General features: G+C 45.2%; 25 protein-coding genes and 1 other annotated feature. All 25 genes read right to left on the bottom strand.

The window, feature by feature from the left end; genetic code table 11:
* Positions 1 to 3: 3 nt before the first annotated feature.
* A complete protein-coding gene (locus tag LSG31_RS20220) occupies positions 4 to 507 on the bottom strand; it encodes a Mov34/MPN/PAD-1 family protein (protein ID WP_347436835.1) in 504 nt (167 codons plus the stop codon).
* A complete protein-coding gene (gene obgE, locus LSG31_RS20225; protein ID WP_347436836.1) occupies positions 500 to 1,789 on the bottom strand; it encodes a GTPase ObgE in 1,290 nt (429 codons plus the stop codon). The genes LSG31_RS20220 and obgE overlap by 8 nt, the downstream gene beginning before the upstream one ends.
* Positions 1,790 to 1,804: 15 nt before the next feature.
* Complete coding sequence (locus LSG31_RS20230) at positions 1,805 to 2,587, bottom strand: Spo0B domain-containing protein (RefSeq protein ID WP_347436837.1); 783 nt, start codon at positions 2,585 to 2,587, stop codon at positions 1,805 to 1,807.
* 128 nt (positions 2,588 to 2,715) lie between these two features.
* Positions 2,716 to 3,012 (bottom strand): 50S ribosomal protein L27, encoded by a 297-nt coding sequence (rpmA, locus tag LSG31_RS20235; protein WP_347436838.1) that lies wholly within the window; start codon positions 3,010 to 3,012, stop codon positions 2,716 to 2,718.
* 13 nt (positions 3,013 to 3,025) lie between these two features.
* Positions 3,026 to 3,349 carry a ribosomal-processing cysteine protease Prp gene (locus LSG31_RS20240; RefSeq protein ID WP_347436839.1) on the bottom strand — a complete coding sequence of 108 codons (324 nt, stop codon included), beginning with the start codon at positions 3,347 to 3,349 and terminating at the stop codon, positions 3,026 to 3,028.
* A 3-nt stretch (positions 3,350 to 3,352) separates the two neighbouring features.
* On the bottom strand, positions 3,353 to 3,664 hold the full coding sequence (gene rplU / locus LSG31_RS20245; protein ID WP_347436840.1) for a 50S ribosomal protein L21: 312 nt from the start codon (positions 3,662 to 3,664) through the stop codon (positions 3,353 to 3,355).
* A 9-nt stretch (positions 3,665 to 3,673) separates the two neighbouring features.
* Positions 3,674 to 3,779: a sequence feature (ribosomal protein L21 leader region), on the bottom strand.
* A gap of 54 nt (positions 3,780 to 3,833) precedes the next feature.
* Positions 3,834 to 5,546: an Rne/Rng family ribonuclease gene (locus LSG31_RS20250; RefSeq protein WP_347436841.1), complete on the bottom strand. Its 1,713-nt coding sequence runs from the start codon at positions 5,544 to 5,546 to the stop codon at positions 3,834 to 3,836.
* Between the two features lie 105 nt (positions 5,547 to 5,651).
* Positions 5,652 to 6,524: a M50 family metallopeptidase gene (locus LSG31_RS20255; protein WP_347436842.1), complete on the bottom strand. Its 873-nt coding sequence runs from the start codon at positions 6,522 to 6,524 to the stop codon at positions 5,652 to 5,654.
* Between the two features lie 74 nt (positions 6,525 to 6,598).
* Entirely contained in the window at positions 6,599 to 7,660 is a 1,062-nt protein-coding gene (locus tag LSG31_RS20260; protein ID WP_347436843.1) for a M23 family metallopeptidase, read from the bottom strand.
* Positions 7,661 to 7,730: 70 nt separating this feature from the next.
* Positions 7,731 to 8,528 (bottom strand): septum site-determining protein MinD, encoded by a 798-nt coding sequence (gene minD, locus LSG31_RS20265; protein WP_347436844.1) that lies wholly within the window; start codon positions 8,526 to 8,528, stop codon positions 7,731 to 7,733.
* A 25-nt stretch (positions 8,529 to 8,553) separates the two neighbouring features.
* Positions 8,554 to 9,243, bottom strand: coding sequence for a septum site-determining protein MinC (minC, locus tag LSG31_RS20270; protein WP_347436845.1), 690 nt, complete (start codon positions 9,241 to 9,243; stop codon positions 8,554 to 8,556).
* A 213-nt stretch (positions 9,244 to 9,456) separates the two neighbouring features.
* On the bottom strand, positions 9,457 to 9,984 hold the full coding sequence (mreD, locus tag LSG31_RS20275; RefSeq protein ID WP_347436846.1) for a rod shape-determining protein MreD: 528 nt from the start codon (positions 9,982 to 9,984) through the stop codon (positions 9,457 to 9,459).
* A gap of 10 nt (positions 9,985 to 9,994) precedes the next feature.
* Positions 9,995 to 10,855, bottom strand: a complete 861-nt coding sequence (mreC, locus tag LSG31_RS20280) for a rod shape-determining protein MreC (RefSeq protein WP_347436847.1) — start codon at positions 10,853 to 10,855, stop codon at positions 9,995 to 9,997.
* Positions 10,856 to 10,907: 52 nt separating this feature from the next.
* On the bottom strand, positions 10,908 to 11,942 hold the full coding sequence (locus LSG31_RS20285; protein WP_347436848.1) for a rod shape-determining protein: 1,035 nt from the start codon (positions 11,940 to 11,942) through the stop codon (positions 10,908 to 10,910).
* A gap of 365 nt (positions 11,943 to 12,307) precedes the next feature.
* On the bottom strand, positions 12,308 to 13,000 hold the full coding sequence (gene radC / locus LSG31_RS20290) for a RadC family protein (RefSeq protein ID WP_430734293.1): 693 nt from the start codon (positions 12,998 to 13,000) through the stop codon (positions 12,308 to 12,310).
* A gap of 138 nt (positions 13,001 to 13,138) precedes the next feature.
* Positions 13,139 to 13,756: a Maf family protein gene (locus LSG31_RS20295; RefSeq protein WP_347436850.1), complete on the bottom strand. Its 618-nt coding sequence runs from the start codon at positions 13,754 to 13,756 to the stop codon at positions 13,139 to 13,141.
* Positions 13,757 to 13,870: 114 nt separating this feature from the next.
* Positions 13,871 to 14,119 (bottom strand): DUF4321 domain-containing protein, encoded by a 249-nt coding sequence (locus LSG31_RS20300; RefSeq protein ID WP_347436851.1) that lies wholly within the window; start codon positions 14,117 to 14,119, stop codon positions 13,871 to 13,873.
* A 154-nt stretch (positions 14,120 to 14,273) separates the two neighbouring features.
* Complete coding sequence (locus tag LSG31_RS20305; RefSeq protein WP_347436852.1) at positions 14,274 to 15,500, bottom strand: hypothetical protein; 1,227 nt, start codon at positions 15,498 to 15,500, stop codon at positions 14,274 to 14,276.
* A 401-nt stretch (positions 15,501 to 15,901) separates the two neighbouring features.
* The gene (locus tag LSG31_RS20310) at positions 15,902 to 16,876 is read right to left on the bottom strand and encodes a resuscitation-promoting factor (protein WP_347436853.1); all 975 of its coding nucleotides are present in this window, start codon (positions 16,874 to 16,876) and stop codon (positions 15,902 to 15,904) included.
* A 225-nt stretch (positions 16,877 to 17,101) separates the two neighbouring features.
* Positions 17,102 to 17,692: a PilW family protein gene (locus LSG31_RS20315; RefSeq protein ID WP_347436854.1), complete on the bottom strand. Its 591-nt coding sequence runs from the start codon at positions 17,690 to 17,692 to the stop codon at positions 17,102 to 17,104.
* Complete coding sequence (locus LSG31_RS20320; RefSeq protein ID WP_347436855.1) at positions 17,689 to 18,105, bottom strand: type IV pilus modification PilV family protein; 417 nt, start codon at positions 18,103 to 18,105, stop codon at positions 17,689 to 17,691. The genes LSG31_RS20315 and LSG31_RS20320 overlap by 4 nt, the downstream gene beginning before the upstream one ends.
* Before the next feature lie 69 nt (positions 18,106 to 18,174).
* On the bottom strand, positions 18,175 to 19,428 hold the full coding sequence (locus LSG31_RS20325; RefSeq protein ID WP_347436856.1) for a hypothetical protein: 1,254 nt from the start codon (positions 19,426 to 19,428) through the stop codon (positions 18,175 to 18,177).
* Positions 19,429 to 19,467: 39 nt separating this feature from the next.
* Complete coding sequence (locus LSG31_RS20330) at positions 19,468 to 20,505, bottom strand: type IV pilus inner membrane component PilO (protein WP_347436857.1); 1,038 nt, start codon at positions 20,503 to 20,505, stop codon at positions 19,468 to 19,470.
* Positions 20,502 to 21,119, bottom strand: coding sequence for a PilN domain-containing protein (locus LSG31_RS20335; protein ID WP_347436858.1), 618 nt, complete (start codon positions 21,117 to 21,119; stop codon positions 20,502 to 20,504). The genes LSG31_RS20330 and LSG31_RS20335 overlap by 4 nt, the downstream gene beginning before the upstream one ends.
* Positions 21,110 to 22,198: a type IV pilus biogenesis protein PilM gene (gene pilM / locus LSG31_RS20340; protein WP_347436859.1), complete on the bottom strand. Its 1,089-nt coding sequence runs from the start codon at positions 22,196 to 22,198 to the stop codon at positions 21,110 to 21,112. The genes LSG31_RS20335 and pilM overlap by 10 nt, the downstream gene beginning before the upstream one ends.
* Positions 22,199 to 22,214: the final 16 nt, after the last annotated feature.

A 22,214-nucleotide genomic window follows, 5' to 3' on the forward strand; every position in this document is an offset into this window, starting at 1 on the left:
GCTTTATCCGCAGGGACCTGTCGATACAATGGCAACGGATATTCTTTGGGTTGTCAACTGTGTTGCATCGATTCGATATGCGGCCATCTCCCAGGTATCCGCTATACGATACAAGATAATGCTCAATGTATCTTTAGACCAATGTCCAAGCACATCTATCAATGATGGCACGGATTTTCCCTGAACATCCGGATGACTGTGAACAATGCCGATCAGATGTGCGGCGTGTTCGCTCCCTTTTTTCGCAAATAGCGCCGAAATCAAAGCTTCCGGATCCATGACAAACCGATTGGGTACCGTAGCGATATTCGGAATTCCAATGTATTCTTGTCCAATATAATCCGAACCCTTGTGCCCAAACAAAAGACCGCAGATCTCCCGATTGGGAGACGCAGCGGCCTGTGCAAACATGATTTGGCGCAAAAATTCAGGCACGAGCAATCGTTCATGTGCAACCGAATTCCCCTGTGCAGAAATTTTGGAATCTATGGCAGATTTATTATTCACTATACTCAAACTCCAGATCTCCGACGATGACCATATCCCCATCCTGTGCGCCTTTTTCTCGCAGCGCCTGATCAACGCCGATCCCTTTCATAATCCGTTGGAATCGTTTGACGGCGTCGTATTGCTCAAAATTGGTCATGCGCACCAATTTTTCCAATCGTGCACTTTCTACAATAAATGCACCGTTTTCCTGATGAATAGTAAACGGAATCGCTTCTTCCTCAACCTTGTATACTTTACGTTCCGTTATTTCTTCCACAGATTCCAGGGCATCCGGCTCCATTGCCGGGATGGAGTCCAGAATGTCAGCAACTTTGTACAACAATTCCTGTATACCTTGCCGAGTCATACCGGAAACAGGATAGATGGGAAACCCGTCCCCCACCTTCTGCCGAAACTCTTGCAAACGTTCCTCCGCTTCCGAAATGTCCATTTTATTGGCTACGATCACTTGCGGACGTTGTTCAAGTTTTGCATTGTAGTACTGTAATTCTTCATTGATTTTTAACCAATCTTCATAGGGGTCCCGGCCTTCCGATCCGGCCATGTCCACGACATGCAGAATCACTCGTGTCCGTTCGACATGCCGCAAAAATTGCATGCCAAGCCCCTGGCCTTCATGTGCACCTTCAATCAATCCGGGCAAGTCTGCCAATACAAAGCTTCTGCCATCTCCCACATCGACAACACCCAAGTTTGGGGAAAGTGTAGTGAAATGGTACGCCCCAATTTTCGGACGCGCCGCAGACACTACAGAAAGCAGCGTAGATTTCCCGACACTTGGAAAACCGACGAGTCCTACATCGGCAATTACTTTTAATTCCAATTGTACCCATCGCTCTTCTCCAGGTTCGCCTTTTTCCGCCATGTCCGGAGCTTTGTTTTTGGCTGTGGCAAACCGCGTGTTGCCGCGACCGCCGCGTCCACCCTTTGCCACGATCAGTTGTTGGCCATTTGCCGTCAAGTCTCCCAAAAACTCACCTGTATCCGCATCTGTCACAACCGTTCCCGGCGGCACTTTTACGATATAAGATTCAGCAGAACGTCCGTGCTGGTTCTTGTTCCGGCCATTTTCTCCCGGCGATGCTTTATAATGGCGCTGATACTTAAAATCCAATAGTGTACGCAGCCCTTCATCGACTGCAAAAATCACATCGCCGCCATGTCCACCGTCGCCGCCAGCCGGACCACCCTCCGGCACATATTTTTCACGGCGATACGCAACCATTCCATTGCCCCCATCGCCGCCTTTTACATACACTCTCGCTGTATCAACAAACACCTGTTTCCGCTCCCTTTAAGCAATTTCCAGTAATAATGACTCTTCATTCAGATGAATCTGCCAAGATTTATTTTCATGCAAACATTTGGACTGCAACGATTCCTTCCAATTCCTATCTTCATGTTTCCCATAAACCAGCATTCGAATTACCTGGTTCTGTAGAAATTCCACATCGATAAGCAAGGACAAGTCGTGCTGCTGTGCATACGTGCCCAACACCTGCAAAGCATGACGAAAATGGGCGACCCCTTCCATTGTGTAAACATTCGAATGTTCGGAAGATTCCGAAGAAGCAATTGATACAATTTCAAGATCGAGTAAAGGATATAGGATGTCCGCCTCCAACAATGCAAATGCGATATTCGTATCGGGATAGCTTGACAAAATCGCTTGTTTTTGTGCCCGATCAATCACCTGTTGAAAGGAATTCATCATTTGTTCTGTGCGATTCAGTTGATAAAAACCGCGAATCAACTGCAAATCATTCATCACGTCATGGCGATATTGACGCAAAAGTTGTATGACAATATCAAAAACATCTGTGGAAATATCCCTTCGATTTGGAAATTCTGTCAACTGCCCAAACACTGGAAAACGCTTTTGAAGAAACATCCGTGCGTATACCAAGATCGATACAATTACAAGCAACAAAACGTTTATCGATATATGAAGCGGATACAGCAAATGACGATCTTCGACATCCACATAAACATTGACTGCCATTGCAATCACGGAAACGATGCAAGCAAGGGTTACGACTTTGCGCAACATATGGATTTGTTGGTACATTTCCTCCATTTTTGCAAAACTCCTTCACCTAACGTTCAAACACCGGAAACTTTTCAATCAGGATATAAAAAAGGCCTGGAAACCCAGACCTTTATACGTGTTATAAGAATTACGCCGATTGGAGCAATTCGAATCCTTTACGCTTCAACTGCTTGATCTACAGGATACACACTTACACGTTTGCGATCACGGCCATAGCGCTCAAAAGCAACTTTGCCTTCGACTTTAGCAAACAACGTATCGTCTCCACCGATTCCTACGTTAACACCTGGATAAATTTTGGTGCCGCGCTGGCGAACCAAAATGCTGCCGGCAGTCACAACCTGACCGTCTTGGCGCTTAACTCCCAGGCGCTTCGCAATACTATCACGACCGTTGCGGGTACTACCTACCCCTTTTTTCGATGCGAATTGTTGGAGATTGAGTTTCAACATGATTCCACCTCCTCTAGATCTTTTGTTCCCGTACTCGTACAAAATTAGGATATTCTTCGCTAATCCCGCGCATCCCAAACGTCATGGATTCCAAGAGCAACTGAATATCTTTCCGATCTGCGCAATCAGCCGATTGAAATTCAACTCTTCCATCTTCCGATACCGTATGAAGAGAAACTCCACACAACGCCTCAATGCTGTTGACAGCGTTTTGAATCAGAATCGACACAGCAGCACAGACGATATCCTCGCCAGCATCTGCGTAACCTGCGTGCCCAATGACTTTTGCACCGACAATCTGTCCGGTTTGGTTGCGGGAAATTGTAATTCGAATCATATGTTATGCTTGAATGCCGGTGATTTGTACTTGTGTAAAAGGTTGACGATGGCCTTGTTTGCGACGGTAGTTTTTCTTCGCCTTGTATTTGAAGACAATAATTTTCTTGCCTTTGCCGTGCTTTACAACTTTGCCTGTCACAGCAGCACCAGTCACGAATGGACTGCCCACTGTAACTTGTCCATCTTTTTCAACGAGCATGACTTGCTCGAAGCTTACATCGGCTCCTTCTTCCGCAGTGAGCTTTTCGATGTAAAGAACATCGCCTTCCTGAACGCGGTACTGTTTACCGCCAGTTTGTAAAATTGCGTACATACGTACACCTCCTCAACTCAGACTCGCTGAAACAGGCACCTACAATCGAGACATCTCTTGTTTGAGATTTCAAAAGCAAGATTTAAAACCTGTCAACATGCGGTTACAGCGTGAATACTTACGTAGGCACGCTTACTCGTAATACAATATCACATCGAGGATTTGTCTGTCAACGATTGCCGTTTGTGATCGAGATACATGGACGTCCTTTCGCATATGTCCGATATACTTGGCCGATCTCGACAGGCACACGTTGGCCCACATACATGCTTCCATCTTCGACATCAATCACGTACCCTTCAATGCGCGCAATGCCATTCAAAGGATTGTTCACATGGGGCTCTTCTACAAATACTTCTACTACTTGTCCGATCGCCACAGGAAAAGCAAGAGATTCCGCCTGCTCTACAGATGACGTGGGAACAATTTTAAAATCCCGCAGGTGCAGGCGCTCTTTGCCTTTGATATAGACGGGAATCCTCAGATCTTGTTCCAACTTGTCCAAATAATTGCCGCCAGGACCGATCAAAGCTGCCGCAACCAGCGGATGTGCCTCGACAAACATCGCCGCAGCCGGCATTTGACTTTCCACAGCCGAACTATGCTGCTCCCGAATCGCCCGCTCAATTTTGGCTGCCATCGCCTCTTCCGAGCGAACTTTTCCTTTCCCCTCACAATAGGGACATGTTTTCTGCAACACTTCATCCAGACTCTGACGGACTTTTTTCCGTGTCATCTCGACAAGACCGAGTGATGTCGTACCGAATATTTGCGTTTTCGTCCGATCCCGCTTGATCAAATGTTCCAATTCCGCGAGTACTTCTTGGCGATGCCGTTCGCGGGACATATCGATAAAGTCAACGACAATCATCCCACCGATATCCCGCAAACGAATTTGTCGGGCAATTTCACGAGCCGCTTCCAAATTTGTGCGAACTGTCGTTTCCAGAACATCCGTGCCAGTATATTTCCCGGTATTTACATCGATAACCGTGAGCGCTTCTGTCTGATCAATGACGAGATAGCCGCCGTTGCGAAGCCAAACACGCCGCCTCAGTGCTTTATCAAGATCCTGATCGATCCGATATTTTCCAAATAGTGATGTCGGGTGCGGCTCCAACACCGCTCTTCCTGCCAGGAATGGGTCAACAAAATTTAAAATCTCAAGAACCGTCTGATATACATCCGAGGAGTCTGTGATAAATTGGTCAACATCGATCGTAAACAAATCCCTTACCGTTCGACTGATCAGATCTACATCCCGATGCACCAATGCGGGTGTTTTTACCGTCCGTATTTGCCGTTCGATTCGTTGCCAAAGTCCTGATAAAAACTTGAAATCTTCACGAATCATTCGTTCCGCCACGCCTATTGCCGCCGTTCTCGCAATCAATCCATTCTGCGCATCGACAAGGGGTTCTACAATCATCTGCAGCCGTTCACGTTCCACAGGATCATCAATGCGGCGGGAAACAGCCGCCTCGCGATTTCCTGGCATCAATACCACATAACGTCCCGGAAGCGTCAATTTTTGCGTCACCCGTGCACCTTTGTTATTCACAGGCTCCTTGCTTACTTGAACAACAATTTCCTGATTGACAGTGAGCAGATCGGAAATCGTCGGTTTGTCATGGGGATGCCTCCGAAGCCACTCCGTTTGATCACAATCATCAATATATAAAAAGGCGTTTTTTTCCAGACCAATGTTGACAAATGCCGCTTGCATCCCCGGTAATACGTTGGCAACACGTCCTTTATACAGGTTTCCGGCGATTCGTTGAGCGCTTGGCCGTTCTACATAAATCTCAACCGTTTTGCCGTCTTCTAAAACAGCCACACGTGTTTCGCGCAGATCGCTGGTTGCGACAATTTGTCTAAACATACGTTCCTTCCTTCCTTACCATCCACACTAAAACATTACCATCTATTCTCTCACATTTCTTGTTTTCATTCAAATTAAATCATGCAAATCCATTCCGAAAGCGAATTATGGCAAAAACTGCCCGATCGGTTTGCCCCAATTGTCCCGATCAAACAAAGAATCCAATACTTCCCGTTCCCCCATGATTCCTTTCACATCTTGTTCGTTGTCAAGAACATACACCACATGATAGGCATTCGGCGCAAAATCGGCAACCACATCTTGTAATTTTACGCAATCGGAAACCGCCAACGTTCGAACTTCTTGCGGACGATCTTTAGGGACTCGCCGTCTGGCGTCGAGAAAGCGAATCATGTCATAGTGCAGTTGCCGCTTCAATTGCCAAGCAGACGCGAATAAAAATACGCTTAACACCAGAATGCCCACATGTACATATCCCACAGCCAGTGCGGCAATTCCGAATATCATGCATACAAATGACAAGACAAACGCCATTCGAATTCCCACCTTTGTGGATCGGTAAAACCCGATTGTCTGCGCATACGCCGCTCGCAAAATCCGTCCCCCATCCAGGGGCAGCGCCGGCAGCAAATTGAAACATGCAATCGTCAAGTTGGTTCGGTTAAAAAACTCTGTCAAAGAAGAATCCCAGATTCCCGTGACATGAAAACCGATCCCAACGAGAATCAACAATAAATTATTTAAGGGGCCTGCCAATGCGATCCATGTTTCGTGGCGGGGCGACCATCCATATGTCCCGCTTTCCAGTTTTGCGACACCGCCAAATGGCAATAAGACCATTTCCTTTACCCGATATCCAAACGCAGTTGCCGCACAGATATGACCTAATTCATGAATGATGACAATTGTAAAAACAATCAGTATTTCTGTACCCATTCCCGCTGCAATGCTAATAGCGCCGAGTAATAAAAAAAGCGGATGAATACGTACTTTCATCCCGCGCGGAATCCATCTCACCAGCCTCACTCCTGTACGCATCTCCAAATTCGCAAAGAAACACCGCTGCAAAAAAATCGGCTCGCTACATTGCTTTACGGGAATTGGATAATTGTGTGTGGATTCTCATACTTGCCGTTTTTGATGTAGCCAAAGTACATATCGGCTGTTTGTCCGTTTTTGTCAAGGGTTCCGATTGTTTGTCCTTGCGTCACTTTATCATTCAATTTTATGCTGACTGTGCCAAGATGGGCATACAACGTTTTGCCGATCGAACCATTGTCAAGCAACACATACGTCCCTTGTTGCGCATTGTGATCAACCGCAGCGACCACACCTGCAGCAACTGCATACACCGCACCTCCGGAAGCTCCTGTCAAGATCATTTCCTGCTGCGTATCCTGCTTAAAGTCACTGGATATTTTTCCATGATCCAATGGTGGTGGCAGCAAACCGCTCGACGTTGCACCGCCTGCTTTGCCCTGCAAGGACGAATCGTTCGTCGCCGTTTGTTTTGTTTGAACAGATGCACCTGCCTGCTGATTTCCATTTGCACTCGCAAGATTCTGATTGGCTGGTTGCGGCAACTGGCTTCCGTTGAGCGCGGCTGTTGCCGGTGCCGTGGACGGCTGTTTTTGCAGATGGGATTGTACCCAAGCTGTCACACCGGAAAGATTATAGTCATTTTGCATCGTTGTGGAGACGGCTGTCTGAATCCGTTGGGCGAATGGAGATGAACTATGAAAGGCGAGAAATAGCGCCCCAACCAAAACGATCGCACCAATCCATTGATACGTAAGCAACGATTGGCTTTCCTCTTCTTCCATTCGCCTCGGATGGTTTCCGTAGCGGCTGCGAGTCGGAAACCGTTCAAACCCGGAACGGGAGGAACGGTGATTGCGCAACGGATACGGGTTCGATGCGGTAGAAATACGCTGATTCAATGAGTTTCGCGGCATGGTTGATGATGGCGTATATAGCGGACGTACCGAATAGTCATTTTCTTGATTGGCATCCGGTATGTCATACAGTGGCCGAAACGGCTCGACAAAAGGCGATGTTGTCGTGCCTGAAGAGGAAGGTGAGTGTTCTGAAAATTCCTCATCGAATGCATGATGATTCATTGTTTGACGTTTCCAAGGCAATTGCCACTTCATACAAATCCCCCCGTCCAACTCTCTCTTTTCAACAATATGAAAGGTTGGACGAGTTTATGAATGAAGCTTCCTATTTTCCGATTCCCATCCATTTTTTCATTTTAGAAAAAATGCCTTTGCTATCTTCCAATACCATTAATGGCACAGCATCTCCAAGAATGCGCCGGGCGATATTCCGGTAGGCCATGGAAGCTTGCGAGTTCGGATTCACGACTGTCGGCTCGCCATGATTGGCTGCTTTGATCACATGCTCGTCGTCCGGCACAACACCCAATAAATCGATAGATAATATATTGACGATTTCATCAATATCCAGCATGTCCCCTTGTCGCACCATATGTGGCTTTACACGGTTTACCACGAGCTTTGGCTGTTTAAACCGGTCTTTCTCCAAAAGACCGATGACACGATCCGCATCACGTACAGCCGCATGTTCAGGCGTCGTCACAACAATCGCCTGGTCAGCGCCGACGACGGCAATTTTAAACCCAAGTTCAATGCCGGCAGGGCAATCGATCATGCAATAATCGAATTTGCCTTTTAATTCGTCTACAATGCGCTTCATCTTATCGGGTGTCAGCGCAGATTTGTCTTTCGTTTGTGAGGCGGGCAGTAAAAATAAATGATCGAATCTCTTATCCTTGATCAGAGCCTGTTCCAATCGGCATTGGCCATTGACAACATCGACAATGTCAAATATGATACGATTCTCAAGTCCCATTACCACATCGAGATTGCGCAGTCCGATATCCGTATCGATCATGCACACTTTTTTCCCCATAAGCGCCAGGGCAGTGCCGATATTCGCAGATGATGTGGTTTTCCCCACACCACCTTTTCCAGACGTTACAACAATTGCTTCACCCACGAGCCTCTCCTCCAGTAAGCCTTCATTACTTTGATTCTTTGTTGCGAATCAGATTCAAGTATGTCATGCGATCGACTGCCATTTGTCCATCCCGTAAATAGGCAAATTCCATTTCCGTGGAACCATAGATCGTTTGTTGGTTCGTATCCGGCGATCGACTGATGACTTCACAAATCCGCAATTGAGTCGGCCGAAAATATACGGCAGCAATAATCGCTTTTCGGTTTCCCTTTATGCCTGCATGCGCAGTTCCTCGCAATGTACCCATAACGAAGATATCTCCGGTAGCAGCGACCTCTCCTCCGTAGTTCACATCCCCAATGATGATAATATCACCTTCGTGCTGTAGAATCTGCCCGGAGCGAACGGTTCCTTTATAAACTAACGGCGTAGAATGCGCCGATTCCTTCGTTTCTTCTTCCGTAACAAATTTTTGAATGATCAAATTGCCGTGGGAGGAAAAACAATTGCGAATCTGCTGTTCTTGCTCCTCTGTCAGCACCCGTTTTCCGATGACGATCCAAACATGGACAATCGGGCCGACCAAGAGCTTTTGGTGAGAACCTTTCAATTTATTTTCCAAATCTTGTAAAATATCCTCAAAAGCAACATTCTCTTGCAAAAGGAACAACAGACCATCCCTTACACCCTTAATCGTAACAGGCGATTTGGATGGGAGAGATCGTGCGTTTTCCCAAGCTGTCATACTTTCCATTGCTTGCCCCCACTTCGCAAATGAAAGCTTGGCTTTCTGAGTTAAAAAAAATTTTCATACAACAACATTCACTATTCGTCATAACTTGCAATTTTTCCTTCCAATTGCAAAAACATCCCAAAGATTACCGCGATTTTTGTCGATACACATGGAAAAAACACTGCCTGGATCTTCTCGCAAGAATGGATCCAGGCAGTGTTTTCGAATCATTCATTATCCGTTCAGATCAGGGTCAGACAATCGACCGCGCCTCCGACGATTGGCCGCTTTTTCCAGCCATTTGACCGCCGGTGCATAAATAAGCAGTGTAAAAATCCCATTAAATATCATTGTACGAATCGTATAGTCAACAACGGTAACCAATGCGAAATCAGAAATCTCATATAGACCGCTGATACTGACCGTGATCAATTCAAACACGCAAGTAGAAGCGAGCACTGTTACCAAAATCAATAACAGGCTTTTATGAAAAAACAAGTTGAAAACCAAACCGGCAAAATACCCGATAAGTGCGAAGGAAAAGGCATAGAGACCGATAAACCTGCCATAGATGATATCTTCCACCAAGCCGATGGCCAGTCCGTAAAAGACTGCCTGGCGCGCTCCCAGTATCATGGAAATATACATCAAAAGCACGACGACCATATCTGGATGAATCGTTGTCAGAGGAGGAATCTGAAAGACTGTCGTTTGTATGACCAACAGGAAAAACAGTGCCAAAAACGCAAGAACGGATGCCATCTGTTTCCACCTACTTCACGGGCTGCAAAGGCGCATTTGCGGCAGCCTTCTTGACAACCAGGACATCTTCCAAATGATTCAGATCGGCAGTCGGTTGAATGACAGCCGTTTGCGTCAAACCGGTGGGATCGTCTTTGATGCTGATAATTTTGCCGATGACGATGCCCTTTGGAAAAATATCGCTCAAACCAGACGTCTCAACCATATCGCCCTTCTTAACACCATCCAGCTTCGATATAAAACTCATTTCCAATTTCCCCGGATAATCGGAAGATCCGGTTACAATTCCAAACGGGCGTTTTTGATTCAAGACAAGTGCAGATATACCTACTTTGTCTGTATCGGTAACAAGCATGACCGTCGCATTGTCAGCCGCCACTTTTTCCACCCGTCCGACAAGTCCTGCATCCGATGTAACGACAGGCATATCCACTTGAATTCCATCCCGTGCGCCTTTGTCAATCGTTACAACCGAGTTCCAAAAACCGGGATTGCGACTCGTTACGGCAGCCGCCAAAAACTGATATCCCTGATTTTTCTTGCCAAATTGCAAGTCTTTGCGCAATCGGGCATTTTCGCTTTGCAAATCCAGCAATTGCGCTTGCAGATTGGCGTAATTATTCAAACTCAGCTTCAGTTTGGCATTTTCTTCGTACAGGGATTTCAGCTGTGTAATATCCTGAAAAAATGTCGACACCTGATACACCGGTTTATAAACAAGGCCTTGCACCCATGAAGTCAAATCGATGACCATTTTTTCCGGCCATGTGATTTGTTCTCTCTTTCTGATGGTAATCCCGGCAACGATCATCAAGACTAACAAGGCTGCCAAAATCCCGAATAATCGTTTATTATTAAATAATCGGCCCACCCTATTTGCCACACCCTTCTCGTTCCAAACGCTTGTTCAAGTTATCGGGCCATTAACGTGCGCGTTTTTTTCTGATCGGACTGCCGGCGCTTCTCCGTAAAAGTTCTATATTGTCAAGGGCTTTGCCAGTACCAATCGCCACACAATCCAGCGGATTCTCGGCTACTACGACAGGCATGCCTGTCTCTTCGGATAGCAAGCGGTCAAGATTCCGCAGCAATGCTCCTCCTCCAGTCAACACAATACCACGATCCATAATATCCGCTGCCAATTCCGGCGGAGATTTTTCCAATGTTATCTTGACGGCTTCGACGATGCTGTTGACTGTATCACTCAATGCATCACATATTTCCCGGCTGTTGATTTTAAGGGTCCTTGGCAATCCCGACACCAAATCGCGTCCGCGGATTTCTGTAAATTCCTCTTCGTCCGGTGCAATGGCAGACCCGATGGTCATTTTCAATTCTTCCGACGTCCGTTCACCGATCATCATATTGTATGCCCGCTTCACATACTGCATGATGGAAACATCCATCTCGTCGCCAGCCACCCGAATGGAACGGCTTGTCACGATCCCGCCCAGAGAAATGATTGCTACTTCGGTCGTTCCGCCACCGATATCGACCACCATGCTTCCCGTTGGTTCGCCAACCGGTAATCCGGCGCCGATCGCTGCAGCCATCGGCTCTTCAATGGTATGCGCTTCTCTGGCCCCTGCTTGCAATGTGGCATCCTCTACCGCACGTTTTTCCACTGCGGTAATTCCGCTTGGCACACATACCATGACTCGCGGGCGCCTGGAAAATAAAGATTTTGTCTTGATCGCTTCCCGGATAAAATAGCGCAGCATCGTTGCTGTCGTATCAAAGTCAGCAATGACGCCATCTTTCATCGGGCGAACGGCAACAATATTTCCTGGTGTACGGCCAATCATGAGTTTTGCCTGTTCGCCAACCGCTTCGATCGCGCCGGTATCTGTTCGAATCGCCACAACGGACGGTTCCCGGAGAACTATCCCGCGTCCTTTTGCATATACAAGCGTATTGGCTGTACCCAAATCAATCCCCATATCACGTGAATTAAACATCCAACAACAAACTCCCTTCAAAGCTTGTCCATATGTATCGATTCATATGGTTGATCTTTCTATCAGCAGTTGTTTAAAAAAGTCAGGCATACACGAAAGATCGGGCGTCTTCCTTTTTAAACAGTACTAAACATATTTTTAAAACTCCCGCCTGTATCGTTAAATAAAATCGTTAGATAAAGCGGATGATGCCAAATTCATTTTATACATAACAAAATATCATTTTACAACGATGTGTTCCGCTTGTATAGATGTTTGCCAAGATCGAATTCCATATGGATAAGACGAATGGATAAGACGATCGGAATCTTGAATAGTTTTCCAAGTATGGCCGACTTTATGCCAAAAAACGGCTCCATCCGTCTTCACATTAACCCTTTTTCTTTCAAACTGATGAAGCGCTGGTCACCGAGAATAATATGATCCAACACGTCAATGCCCAAGATCCTTCCGGCCTCTACCAGCCTTGCAGTTACATCGATGTCTTCACGGCTTGGCGTGGGATCCCCGCTCGGATGGTTATGCACGCAGATAATGGAAGCAGCACTTCGTTTTAAGACGGGTTTGAATATTTCTCGCGGGTGAACGATTGAAGCATTCAAAGATCCGATCGAGACGGTATCTTCCCCGATGATTTGGTTTTTCGTGTCTAAATGTAGTGTGATGAAGTGTTCTTTGGTAAGAAAACGAAGGCGATCCATGAGGAGATTTGACACATCTTGGGGAGACCGGATGACGACTAAATCCTGACGGGATGTCCTTGCCGTTCGTCTTCCCAATTCAATCGCCGCTTGAATTTGGGCTGCTTTGGTAAATCCGACGCCAGGCAGACTCATCAATTCATTCAAATCCGCATCGAGAATCTGGCGCAGGCCCCCGAATTTGGCCAATAATTGCTCTGACATATCAATGACCGAAACACCTGAAGCACCTGTGCGTAAAATCAGTGCGAACAATTCCACATTTGACAATTGTTCCACACCGTATTTTAGGAGACGTTCCCGCGGTCGTTCTTCTAACGGAAAATCTCGTACAAATAACTGGGATCGGTCACGGATGGCGGTCACTAAGCAATCACTCCTCAATATGGGGTTTTCGAGGATGTTCAGAACGTTATCATATTCGGAATGTGAATCATTTGAACATACTCTTAAGTCATCTATGAAACCGGGTGATGCTGGGATTCCCTTTGTATTTCACACCGGCTTATGAACGGCCAAGACATTCACGCCAAATTCCCACAACAGTTCCGCCAGTAAAGACATCGGCAAACCCACCACGGTAAAATAACATCCTTCAACACTTGTCACCAATGTAGAACCGATGCCTTGAATGGCATATGCTCCCGCTTTATCCATCGGTTCGCCGGATTCCACATACACATCAATCTCTTCATCTGACAATTCACGCATATGAACAACCGTAGAACGATACGAAATTTTCTTATTCATTGTTTCTGCGTCAATCACGGCAATACCCGAATATACGGTATGCGTTCGCCCCGCCAAACGGCGCAGCATTTGTTTGGCAGATGAAACAGAATCAGGCTTGCCCAAGATTTGCTCATCAATGACGACAATCGTATCAGCAGCGATTACCAATCCGTGTTTTATAGAATTCGCCACGGCAGCACCTTTTTTGTCCGCTAAAAATTGAACAACTTCTGCAGGCGGCATCTCCGGGTCGAATTGTTCAGCCACATCACTTGTGATAACGTCAAAAGAAAGTCCCAGCTGCTCCAATAATTCTCGTCTGCGCGGTGAACCGGATGCCAAAATAATACGACGGCTCCCATTTTTGCTATCGATCGTCATCACAATACCCCTCCAATAGCCACGAATCTATTTCGTGCTATTAGCTTACCCGAATCCTTCATTTTTAAAGACTCGACCGCGTACGAAAAAGTTCATTTCAAACGACGCATTTGTTCAATGTTTTTTTGCATACCAAAATGCAGCAGCCAACCCTGCGAGGCTCATTGCATTCAGGCGAATGGTTAATGCGAGAGTATATTGGATGACTCCGAGATCAGCGGCCGGATGCCAAACACGCGTTACGAATGTTCCCATATAAGGAATATGAAACTGTGTCAGCAAATCACCGACGAGGCTTCCAACCAGAAGTCCAATGAGCAACGTAAAAAAAATCCTGGAAAAGCTTTGCCCAGTGCGTTTCATGAAACACCTCAAGTATATGCAAGTCAAAATATAGGAATAAATTTCTTCGAGATTATAGATTTCGACAAAAATCTACTTGCTCCTGCCTGTAATTCTTTAAATTTATTTCAATTTTAATGAGCTTCAGAAACGTAAAAATTATAAATCATAAAAATTATAAATCAGCCACCCCTTGTGCAAAATCCGTGTAAAATTTCGCGAGCCAATAACTTGCTGCCGCAGTACCTGCTCCATTTGACTGGCTTTTTTGTGTGATGCTGTCAGCTACATGTTGCAAATCTTGCAATGAAGTTTGCAATGATTGTTTTGCCAACGTGTTGGCGGCCGGCAAAAATGCAAGGGAAGACTGTACTTCCTTTTCGATGCCGGAAACATCGGCTGCCTGTCCACCCCCACTGATCTGCTCAATGAACTTCCATTCTTTTAGCAGCGACTGTTGCAGTTGTTGTGCTTGGGAATCGGATATTTGAGGCACTGTTGAAGGAACTTTCGGAACAACAAACGGCTTCATATAATAAGAAATCCCATTTTGTTGTAAGAAATCATTCAAATCAGCAGAGCCGCTTTTTTGTGCCGCACCACCGATGACCAACTGGAAAGGGTTATTGCCTCGCTTCAGAACGGCAATTCCTTTTGCTTTCATTTTATTGACTACTTGATCTGCCGCTTTGCCATCTTGATATATTCCAATTTGATACAAATACACAGTCGTACCGGGTCCTGCAGCTCCCCCTGGTCCAAGTACAGATCTGGAGGAAACGGACTGAGCGCTGGCAGCGACAGCATTTGACGCTTGTCCTTGTCCACTGCGGTTCGCAATTGCCCCACCTGACGCCACACGGCTGTCAACTTTCCCCAGCGGCGCCAAAACGGATGACCCGATAAATAGATAATACGCGGCAAATCCTAGCAGCAAGCCGACACAGACGCCTAAAACACTTGCTGCAATTCCTTTTTGCCCTCGCTTCGTGAGACCCAATCTGCGAGTCTGTATATTACCTCTGCCTTTCCAGTCAGGAGGATATAGCGCCGGCTGTTCTGCCAAATGGGATGAACGGGATATTTCGGATATTGGTGTATGTAAAACAGACATGCGTTCCCGTGCCTGTTCAAGCAAGGATTGCCTGGAAGGTTGTTCTTGAGGAAGATGTTTTTCGGGTGTTTGTTCAGATGATAGTTCTTGTTCCGAACGTCGCAAATCCCCTGTTCGAGTATCTTGCATAGGTTTTCTGACGGGATCGATCGGATCTAAGTTGTCCTTGGATTGTGGAAATGTTAATTTTTGATCATTTCTTTGTTCTGACATTGCCTTTGGATCATGACTGACAATGCGAATTTTCACTTGATTGTTTTTTGACTGATTGTTATTTGATTCATTCATCCCAATCGACCTCTTTTCTTACTGCACATTTTCCGTAATCGACTACAAACTGTCTGCTGCAGTCGTACATTGCTCCGGAAACGGGATCGATAGTATTCTATGAATGAGTCTGCAACTCTATGCGTTCATTTACTAGAAAAAACAAATGACATAAATAGAAATGGACAAATGCGAAAAGACTTTTCACAGCCATTCACCGCCGCTCCCTCATGATGATCTTTCCGAACACGCCTGAAGGGAGCAGGCTTGTAAATCCGTGTGAAAAGTCAGTATGTCTTCCATAACATAGTCGTCTCATATTACACTAACAATGGTTGGCATTTGTGATTTGCCGCCTAAATCATAACAACACATATGTATCGTTAATCATTTGGAAACAAAACTATACCAAATCAAATGAATCAGTGCAATATGAAGACATTCACGGTTCGGCGTCCGAAATTTCTCGCTTCTTGCTCCGAACTGAAATAAAGATCAATGCGGTCTCCCTGAATGGCGGACCCGACATCTTCTGCTACTGCTTGCCCGTAGCCCGGAATAAAGAGCTTTGTGCCGAGCGGAATGACATTCGGATCGACTGCTACAGTCCCGACATGAGCCGGAACGCCACTTGCTGTATTGCCTCCACCTGAATACGCGGTTGCTACCATCGTATAACTTCCCGCTGCCAAAAGATCCTCACTGCCACGAGAAGCTACCACAACCGGTTGGTTAAGGGTTCCATATGCAACCACCTGGTTGACAGGAGCCTTTACCGTTTTCTTCTTGGATTTGCGGTCTACTTCTTTGCCATTTTCATAATAGATCGTCGTTGTGATCTGTGCTAACCCTTGCACACCGGGCGTCAGTACTTTTTCCTGCCCTTTGTAAGCGTTTGAATCCGGCTGGCGTTCGGTCTGAAAAGGTATCGCCTCATCGTTTGTCACAACTTTTTCTGTACGGCGAGTAATTGCAATTTTCATCCCATTCACCGGTTTGTCATTCAGTGAAACATTCAGCGTATCTGCATCATTGAGATGAATGCCAGCCTGTTGCAGCAGGGCGGCGACCGTCGTCGCTACCGTTTTGACTTGCGTTTGGGGTTTCACCCCATCTTGAATCGATACTTCCTGTAAATGATGAACATGGATGTGTAGTCCGTTAGTCAGTCTTGTGTGTCCATCAGGTTGAACCAGATCGCCATGTGTCACTCGGACCCCGTGTGCAGCAAGAAATTGATCCACCGTTCCCAATTGAAACCCGGAGAACGTCTGATTCTTGCCATCCACGTCTACAGTTACTTTCTTATAACTGGCAGCCGCTCCTCCAGCGCCTGCCGTCACAAGTGTAACTGCAGCAGCCAATAGATACATGGTTTTTCGGGTGACCTTTCGCACTCAACCACCTCTTCCTTTTATTGAATGGAGGAAAAGCAAACCACTACGACCATCTATCATCTAAGTTATGAAAAACATGCGATTAGTATAACTTTCCTACTAAAAAAAGGTCAATGGCATAAAGTGGTATATGACAGGATATGCGTGAAGAAGTGCTAAGGTGACATGAAAATGACAAGAAGTGACATAGAGTGATACAAAAATAATTTAAACCATTTTACATTTTCAGTGAAAACTCAACAATTTTACATTCGTATTGAATCGGTGTGGAACAAATGAAACAGATCCATTTGCACCTACTTGCTTGTAGTTAAAATTTATATCGATTGAAAGCAATGCCGAAGTAACAGTGCTGCCAACCGGTAAAGGCTGAATGGTTCCTTGGTTGATCATTCCATATTGGGGCATAGAAATCACATTTGATGCAAGTTGCAGTCCATTGGAATAATCAGACAAAGAAGGTGCAGCATTCCTATAATCCTTTGCATTAAAATCATAAAGTGTAACGGTTCCATTTTCATAATGAAATACTTTCGTCACATTGGTATTGTCCGGATTCAATTTGGGGAGTTGCAGCCTAAGATCTGTCCAACCGGAACCACTTTGAATATAGACGACAGATACTGCGCCTGAAAGGTATTTTGTATATGTATCCAGAGTCAAACGTGCTGCAGAATCATCCTGATACTGATTCGCTGATGAATTCCATTCCAAAGTTACTTGTGAAAACGTTAAAGCAATGGCGCCAATCACAAATACGGCAATTGTAATTGTTGCCAGCAGCTCGATTAATGTAATTCCATGTTCATTCTTCATTGCGGCCCCCAGGAAACTGTTACGTTCACAATATACGGACTGTAGGATACGTTATCAATACTCAAATCAACAATTGTCTCCAATGAAACAGCATGGTTGTTTAGGCCGGCAGGTTTTGTGATTTGAATCGCTGTCGACGGTGTATTTGTCAATGGTTGTGATGTGACGGCAACCGTAAATTTTGGATTTTTTGCATCGTACGTTGGCAACTGATTCGGATTGAGCAGCGCTTCATTGCGAATCGTGTTGATGGCCTGTTCTGCAACATCGATTGCCGCATTTTGGTTGCTGCTGAATATTTCCGCAATCCTCGTGCTGCTGCTTACATTGATGTAAAGGAGCAAGACGGCACCAAGTATTACGATTGATACAAGCAATTCAATGAGAGTTAGACCCTTTTCATTTCGAATCATCAGGATCCTGTCCTTTTTTGGTTTTTCGTCTCGTTGCCATTCTGTTTCCATATTTTTCATCTTGTTTCCTTAATGTTGGATCGGATTCGGAGTCCAGGGAATGGGGTTCCCGCCACCGTTTCCAGAGCCGTTTTGATAATTATAATGATTGAAATAGGGAAAACCTGCTATTTCTTGTGAATTGGAAACTGGCGATATTCCAGCCATCGTTCCAAATCCCATCAATACGCTATTCGGGTCAATTTGAATATTTTGTGAAGCTACGATATTGCCGCTAATGACCGAATTGCCTGATAAATGAATCGATCCATCGACGAGTATCATGGTATTGATCAATAATGCAGATGGTATATTTACGGTAAACCGATCAGGGCTCGTCGTTGTGCTGGTAATATATAATATAAGATTTCTATTGAAAAGATTGGTTCCCTGCAATTGGAACAAAGTAGTAAAGAATGATGGATCCAAAGTAAAAGAATTGGAGTCGACTTGAATTGCAACCGTTTCATCATGATCCTTGCTGTTTGATGTGGTTACGGAAAACGTATTTTGACTCGCATGTATCGTATAAACGGGATCTGCCGGAATCAGTGCGTTAAAACTTTGTTGCGTCGTCGTCGCGAAGTAGGAAGAATCATTCCCTGCTACCTTGATTAATGGGTTGTTATTCAAATCCCCATTTCCACTTCCACTTCCACTTCCACTTCCACTTCCACTTCCACTTCCATTTCCATTTCCATTTCCATTTCCATTTCCATTTCCATTTCCATTTCCATTTCCATTTCCATTTCCATTTCCATTTCCATTTCCATTAACTAATGACGGTCCGGCAAGTGTATAATTCAACGTTTCCGTCGCGGCATAATGATTTGCGGGATTTGTTGGATCCGGAGAAACTCCACCTGCCGTAACAGATACATGAATCGTATAGATTTGCGCAGGATCGGTTGAAGCAGGCTTGGCAACCTGAAATGTATAGAAAACATTTTCACCATCAGGCAAAACGATTTTTTGAGGAGATGTTCGAATTCCGGGAAAACTTAAAAAATCGCCCGGAGTAAGGGATTTTGCATTTGCATTTATATTTGCATTCAAATGATTCAAATACTGTATATAGGACTCAATCGAACTCTCCGCCATGTATAATGCAATCTTGTCGTTTTTTTCTTTCAGATTCGTTAATGCACGTGTAGAATTCATGTTCATAAGAACAGGCACAAAAAGACCCAGAACCGCTACAATCATAAGAACGTACGGCAACACATAACCATTCGATTGAAAAAGCGTATGAAAAATAGACGAATCGTATTTCTTTTTTTTCATACACTTTCTCCTCCCTTCCTTGACATCAAGGGCAATCGTTTAAGGAACAAACGGATTTTTCCGCTGTTGCGACGGATAAATTGGAATCTCCGGCAGACTCCCCAAGAAGGATGCATCCGGCATATAAAACGCTGTGAGCGTCATCGTGACAGATACATTATCTATGTTTGGTTCAGCAGCCGGCAGGAACGGTTGTGTATTCGGCAGACCGGCTCCATTCTGAGATGACTGTATTTGATTTGGAGAACGCATCGCATTCGCCAAAAGTGACTGCAGGATTGGATTGATCGTTGCTTGTCCTTGACTGGATTGCAGTTTAGCCGAATTGGCATTTGGAGAATTTCCATTTGTATTTCCAGGTTGTGCTGGTTGCTTTTGCGGCTGATTCGATGTTTGCGAATTCCTTTGCGCAGGCGCTTGTTGCACGGAACTTGACGGTACCGAAAATTGCGGGTAATTCGAAGCCGCCGCGCCCTGCTGATGGGAAATATGAATCGAATCCACATGCAACAATCGTTCTGTATGCACCAATTGATAAAGAAAATCCAACATCGGATAATATGCGCCGTTTAAAGAAAGATTGAACGTAACCGATTTAACATTTTGTGAATCGTTCGCATTGCTGTTTTTTTGAGCGGTTCCATTGGCAGTTTGCTGTTTATTTTGTTGCTGATTGGATGGCTGTGATTGTTTGCCCTGTCCTGTTGCGCCATTCAACAACCGCTGTACTTCATTTGTGCTTTGCGAATCAGATCCATTTTGCAAAGAAATCGATTCAAATTGTACTCCGGTCTGGTTAAACAAATCATTTAATTGAACGAGCAACCGATCTACTTGTGGGTCCGAGGGCAATTGTTGCAACAATGTTTGCGCATCTTTCGGCATGACAAACTCTTTTTTCTGCGGCTGGGAACGCAATGCATTCACCAGAAGCTGCTTCGATTGAACCGATTGTTGCAGCGTCTCCACCTGTGATTGCAACCTTTTTGGCACGTATACAAAAAGAAGCGTACAAATCAGAAGCACGAACAGATATACAAATATCGCCAGTTTCAAATTGTTGAAAACAGCTTTCATTTCTGTGCTCCTTTTAGCTGATCATTTGTTGCAATATCTTTCGTTTGGATTGTCATATGAAATGTATCCCGCAATGTTTGTGAATACGCGTTTGCTTGCGAAATATTCCCTGCCGCGGCGTTCCCTTGCTGTGCATTGTCTTTGCCTGCATTCGATACGGTCGTCAATGACACATCCAGCACCCAGTTTAATTTCTTGAGCGCTTCCGAAAACTGGGCGGCCGTTTTCAATGAATCGATTTGGCCATCTATCGAAATATCGGGAGCCTGGTATGAAATCGAATGGATGACAGCCGCTTTTGGCATGTGCGAAGCCAAATCGTTTAAACGTGCTTCCCAATCGGTTTGGCCTTTTTTAAGTTTTGCAATTTCATCCTGAAACTGTTTTAACTTTTGGAATCTCGGATCTGCAACATTTCGCTGTGCCAAGAGCAATGATTGTTGTTGCGTCAATTGCGTGTATTTCTGTTGGAGATCCGATTGTTCTTGAACCAACTGTGTATGCATGCGCCAAAACAATCCGGTTGCGAATACGATTGACAGGACAGACAGCCCCCAAAAAAACCAGGCAAACTGAAATTTCGGTTCTTTTTTAGGCAGTAAATTTATTTCCATGTACGTTTATCCTCACGTATGGCAAGTCCAATCGCGACTGCATGTTTGCGAAATGTCTCGTCATTATATTCGCCTTCCTGCCAAACCATCTGGCGGGAGGAAATCAAGTTTACTTCCAGGTCCAGTCGGCTTTTGAAATATTCCGTCAGCACCTGTGGTTCAAACACGTTGCCGGACAGTATCAGCCGGCTCACATATTGATCCCGATTGTTTAGCGTATATTGGTAAAAATTAATGGAGCGCTCGATTTCATATGCCAAGTCCTGTGCAAACAATAAGGCATCAATGGTCAGTGCCGCATCGCCCGCACGCATCTGTTCGGATTTGGCTGCAGGTTCAAGGTAAAAGGTTTGACTCTCATGTTTTCGATAATTATCCAACGGCAACGGTACATTTCGTGTGAATAATAAGAATCCATTGCGAAAAATATGAATATCTGTTCCAGCTTCTGCAATATCCACAAAAAGAATCGTTTCATTGGAAGCGTTTTGATTGGAAAACGTATATAAACGATACAAAGAGAGCGCACGTACATCAACTGTTTTTACTTTTCGATCCGCCGTTTCGACAGCTTGTACCATTCGTTCAACAATCTCTTTAGATGCCGCTACAACGATATAAGGATCCCGGAAATCAGCTTCACTCCGATTCATGATAGAATCTTCATCCGACACATCTGTGCCGGATGCACCTTCTGACGGAATGTTCAATTTAACAAAATCAAACACACTTTCATCAAACGGCAAATGAATGGAATGTTCCAATTCAAACGCAATGGCTTGCCGAATGTCATGTTTCGAAATTTTCGGCATCGATATTTGGCGGATGACTACATAGCGGCTGGGTACGACCACCCGTACGATCTTTGCTTTCAGGTTCGCCAGTTTGAATTGTTCACGCAAAAGAAAGCCCAATTCCTCCGGCTGCTGTACATCCCCATCTACGACAATGCCAGCTTCCAGCGGGATCTCCAATGCGCGTAAAATCTGTACACGGTTTTTGGCGCGGACAACTTCCACAGCATGAATGTCACTGTCTGTAATCTCGATGCCGATACATGCTGTTTTCCCAAAAATCACCGGCAGATTCTCCTTT

This window comes from Fodinisporobacter ferrooxydans (genome assembly GCF_022818495.1).
Classification (GTDB): domain Bacteria; phylum Bacillota; class Bacilli; order Tumebacillales; family MYW30-H2; genus Fodinisporobacter; species Fodinisporobacter ferrooxydans.

Coding starts and splice junctions, on each gene's coding strand:
- LSG31_RS20230 (WP_347436837.1), bottom strand. CDS start 2,587: ATGGAGGAAATGTACCAACAAATCCATATGTTGCGCAAAGTCGTAACC.
- rpmA (WP_347436838.1), bottom strand. CDS start 3,012: ATGTTGAAACTCAATCTCCAACAATTCGCATCGAAAAAAGGGGTAGGT.
- LSG31_RS20240 (WP_347436839.1), bottom strand. CDS start 3,349: ATGATTCGAATTACAATTTCCCGCAACCAAACCGGACAGATTGTCGGT.
- rplU (WP_347436840.1), bottom strand. CDS start 3,664: ATGTACGCAATTTTACAAACTGGCGGTAAACAGTACCGCGTTCAGGAA.
- LSG31_RS20250 (WP_347436841.1), bottom strand. CDS start 5,546: ATGTTTAGACAAATTGTCGCAACCAGCGATCTGCGCGAAACACGTGTG.
- LSG31_RS20260 (WP_347436843.1), bottom strand. CDS start 7,660: ATGAAGTGGCAATTGCCTTGGAAACGTCAAACAATGAATCATCATGCA.
- minC (WP_347436845.1), bottom strand. CDS start 9,243: ATGGAAAGTATGACAGCTTGGGAAAACGCACGATCTCTCCCATCCAAA.
- mreD (WP_347436846.1), bottom strand. CDS start 9,984: ATGGCATCCGTTCTTGCGTTTTTGGCACTGTTTTTCCTGTTGGTCATA.
- LSG31_RS20285 (WP_347436848.1), bottom strand. CDS start 11,942: ATGTTTAATTCACGTGATATGGGGATTGATTTGGGTACAGCCAATACG.
- LSG31_RS20295 (WP_347436850.1), bottom strand. CDS start 13,756: ATGACGATCGATAGCAAAAATGGGAGCCGTCGTATTATTTTGGCATCC.
- LSG31_RS20300 (WP_347436851.1), bottom strand. CDS start 14,119: ATGAAACGCACTGGGCAAAGCTTTTCCAGGATTTTTTTTACGTTGCTC.
- LSG31_RS20305 (WP_347436852.1), bottom strand. CDS start 15,500: ATGAATGAATCAAATAACAATCAGTCAAAAAACAATCAAGTGAAAATT.
- LSG31_RS20315 (WP_347436854.1), bottom strand. CDS start 17,692: ATGAAGAATGAACATGGAATTACATTAATCGAGCTGCTGGCAACAATT.
- LSG31_RS20320 (WP_347436855.1), bottom strand. CDS start 18,105: ATGATTCGAAATGAAAAGGGTCTAACTCTCATTGAATTGCTTGTATCA.
- LSG31_RS20325 (WP_347436856.1), bottom strand. CDS start 19,428: ATGAAAAAAAAGAAATACGATTCGTCTATTTTTCATACGCTTTTTCAA.
- LSG31_RS20330 (WP_347436857.1), bottom strand. CDS start 20,505: ATGAAAGCTGTTTTCAACAATTTGAAACTGGCGATATTTGTATATCTG.
- LSG31_RS20335 (WP_347436858.1), bottom strand. CDS start 21,119: ATGGAAATAAATTTACTGCCTAAAAAAGAACCGAAATTTCAGTTTGCC.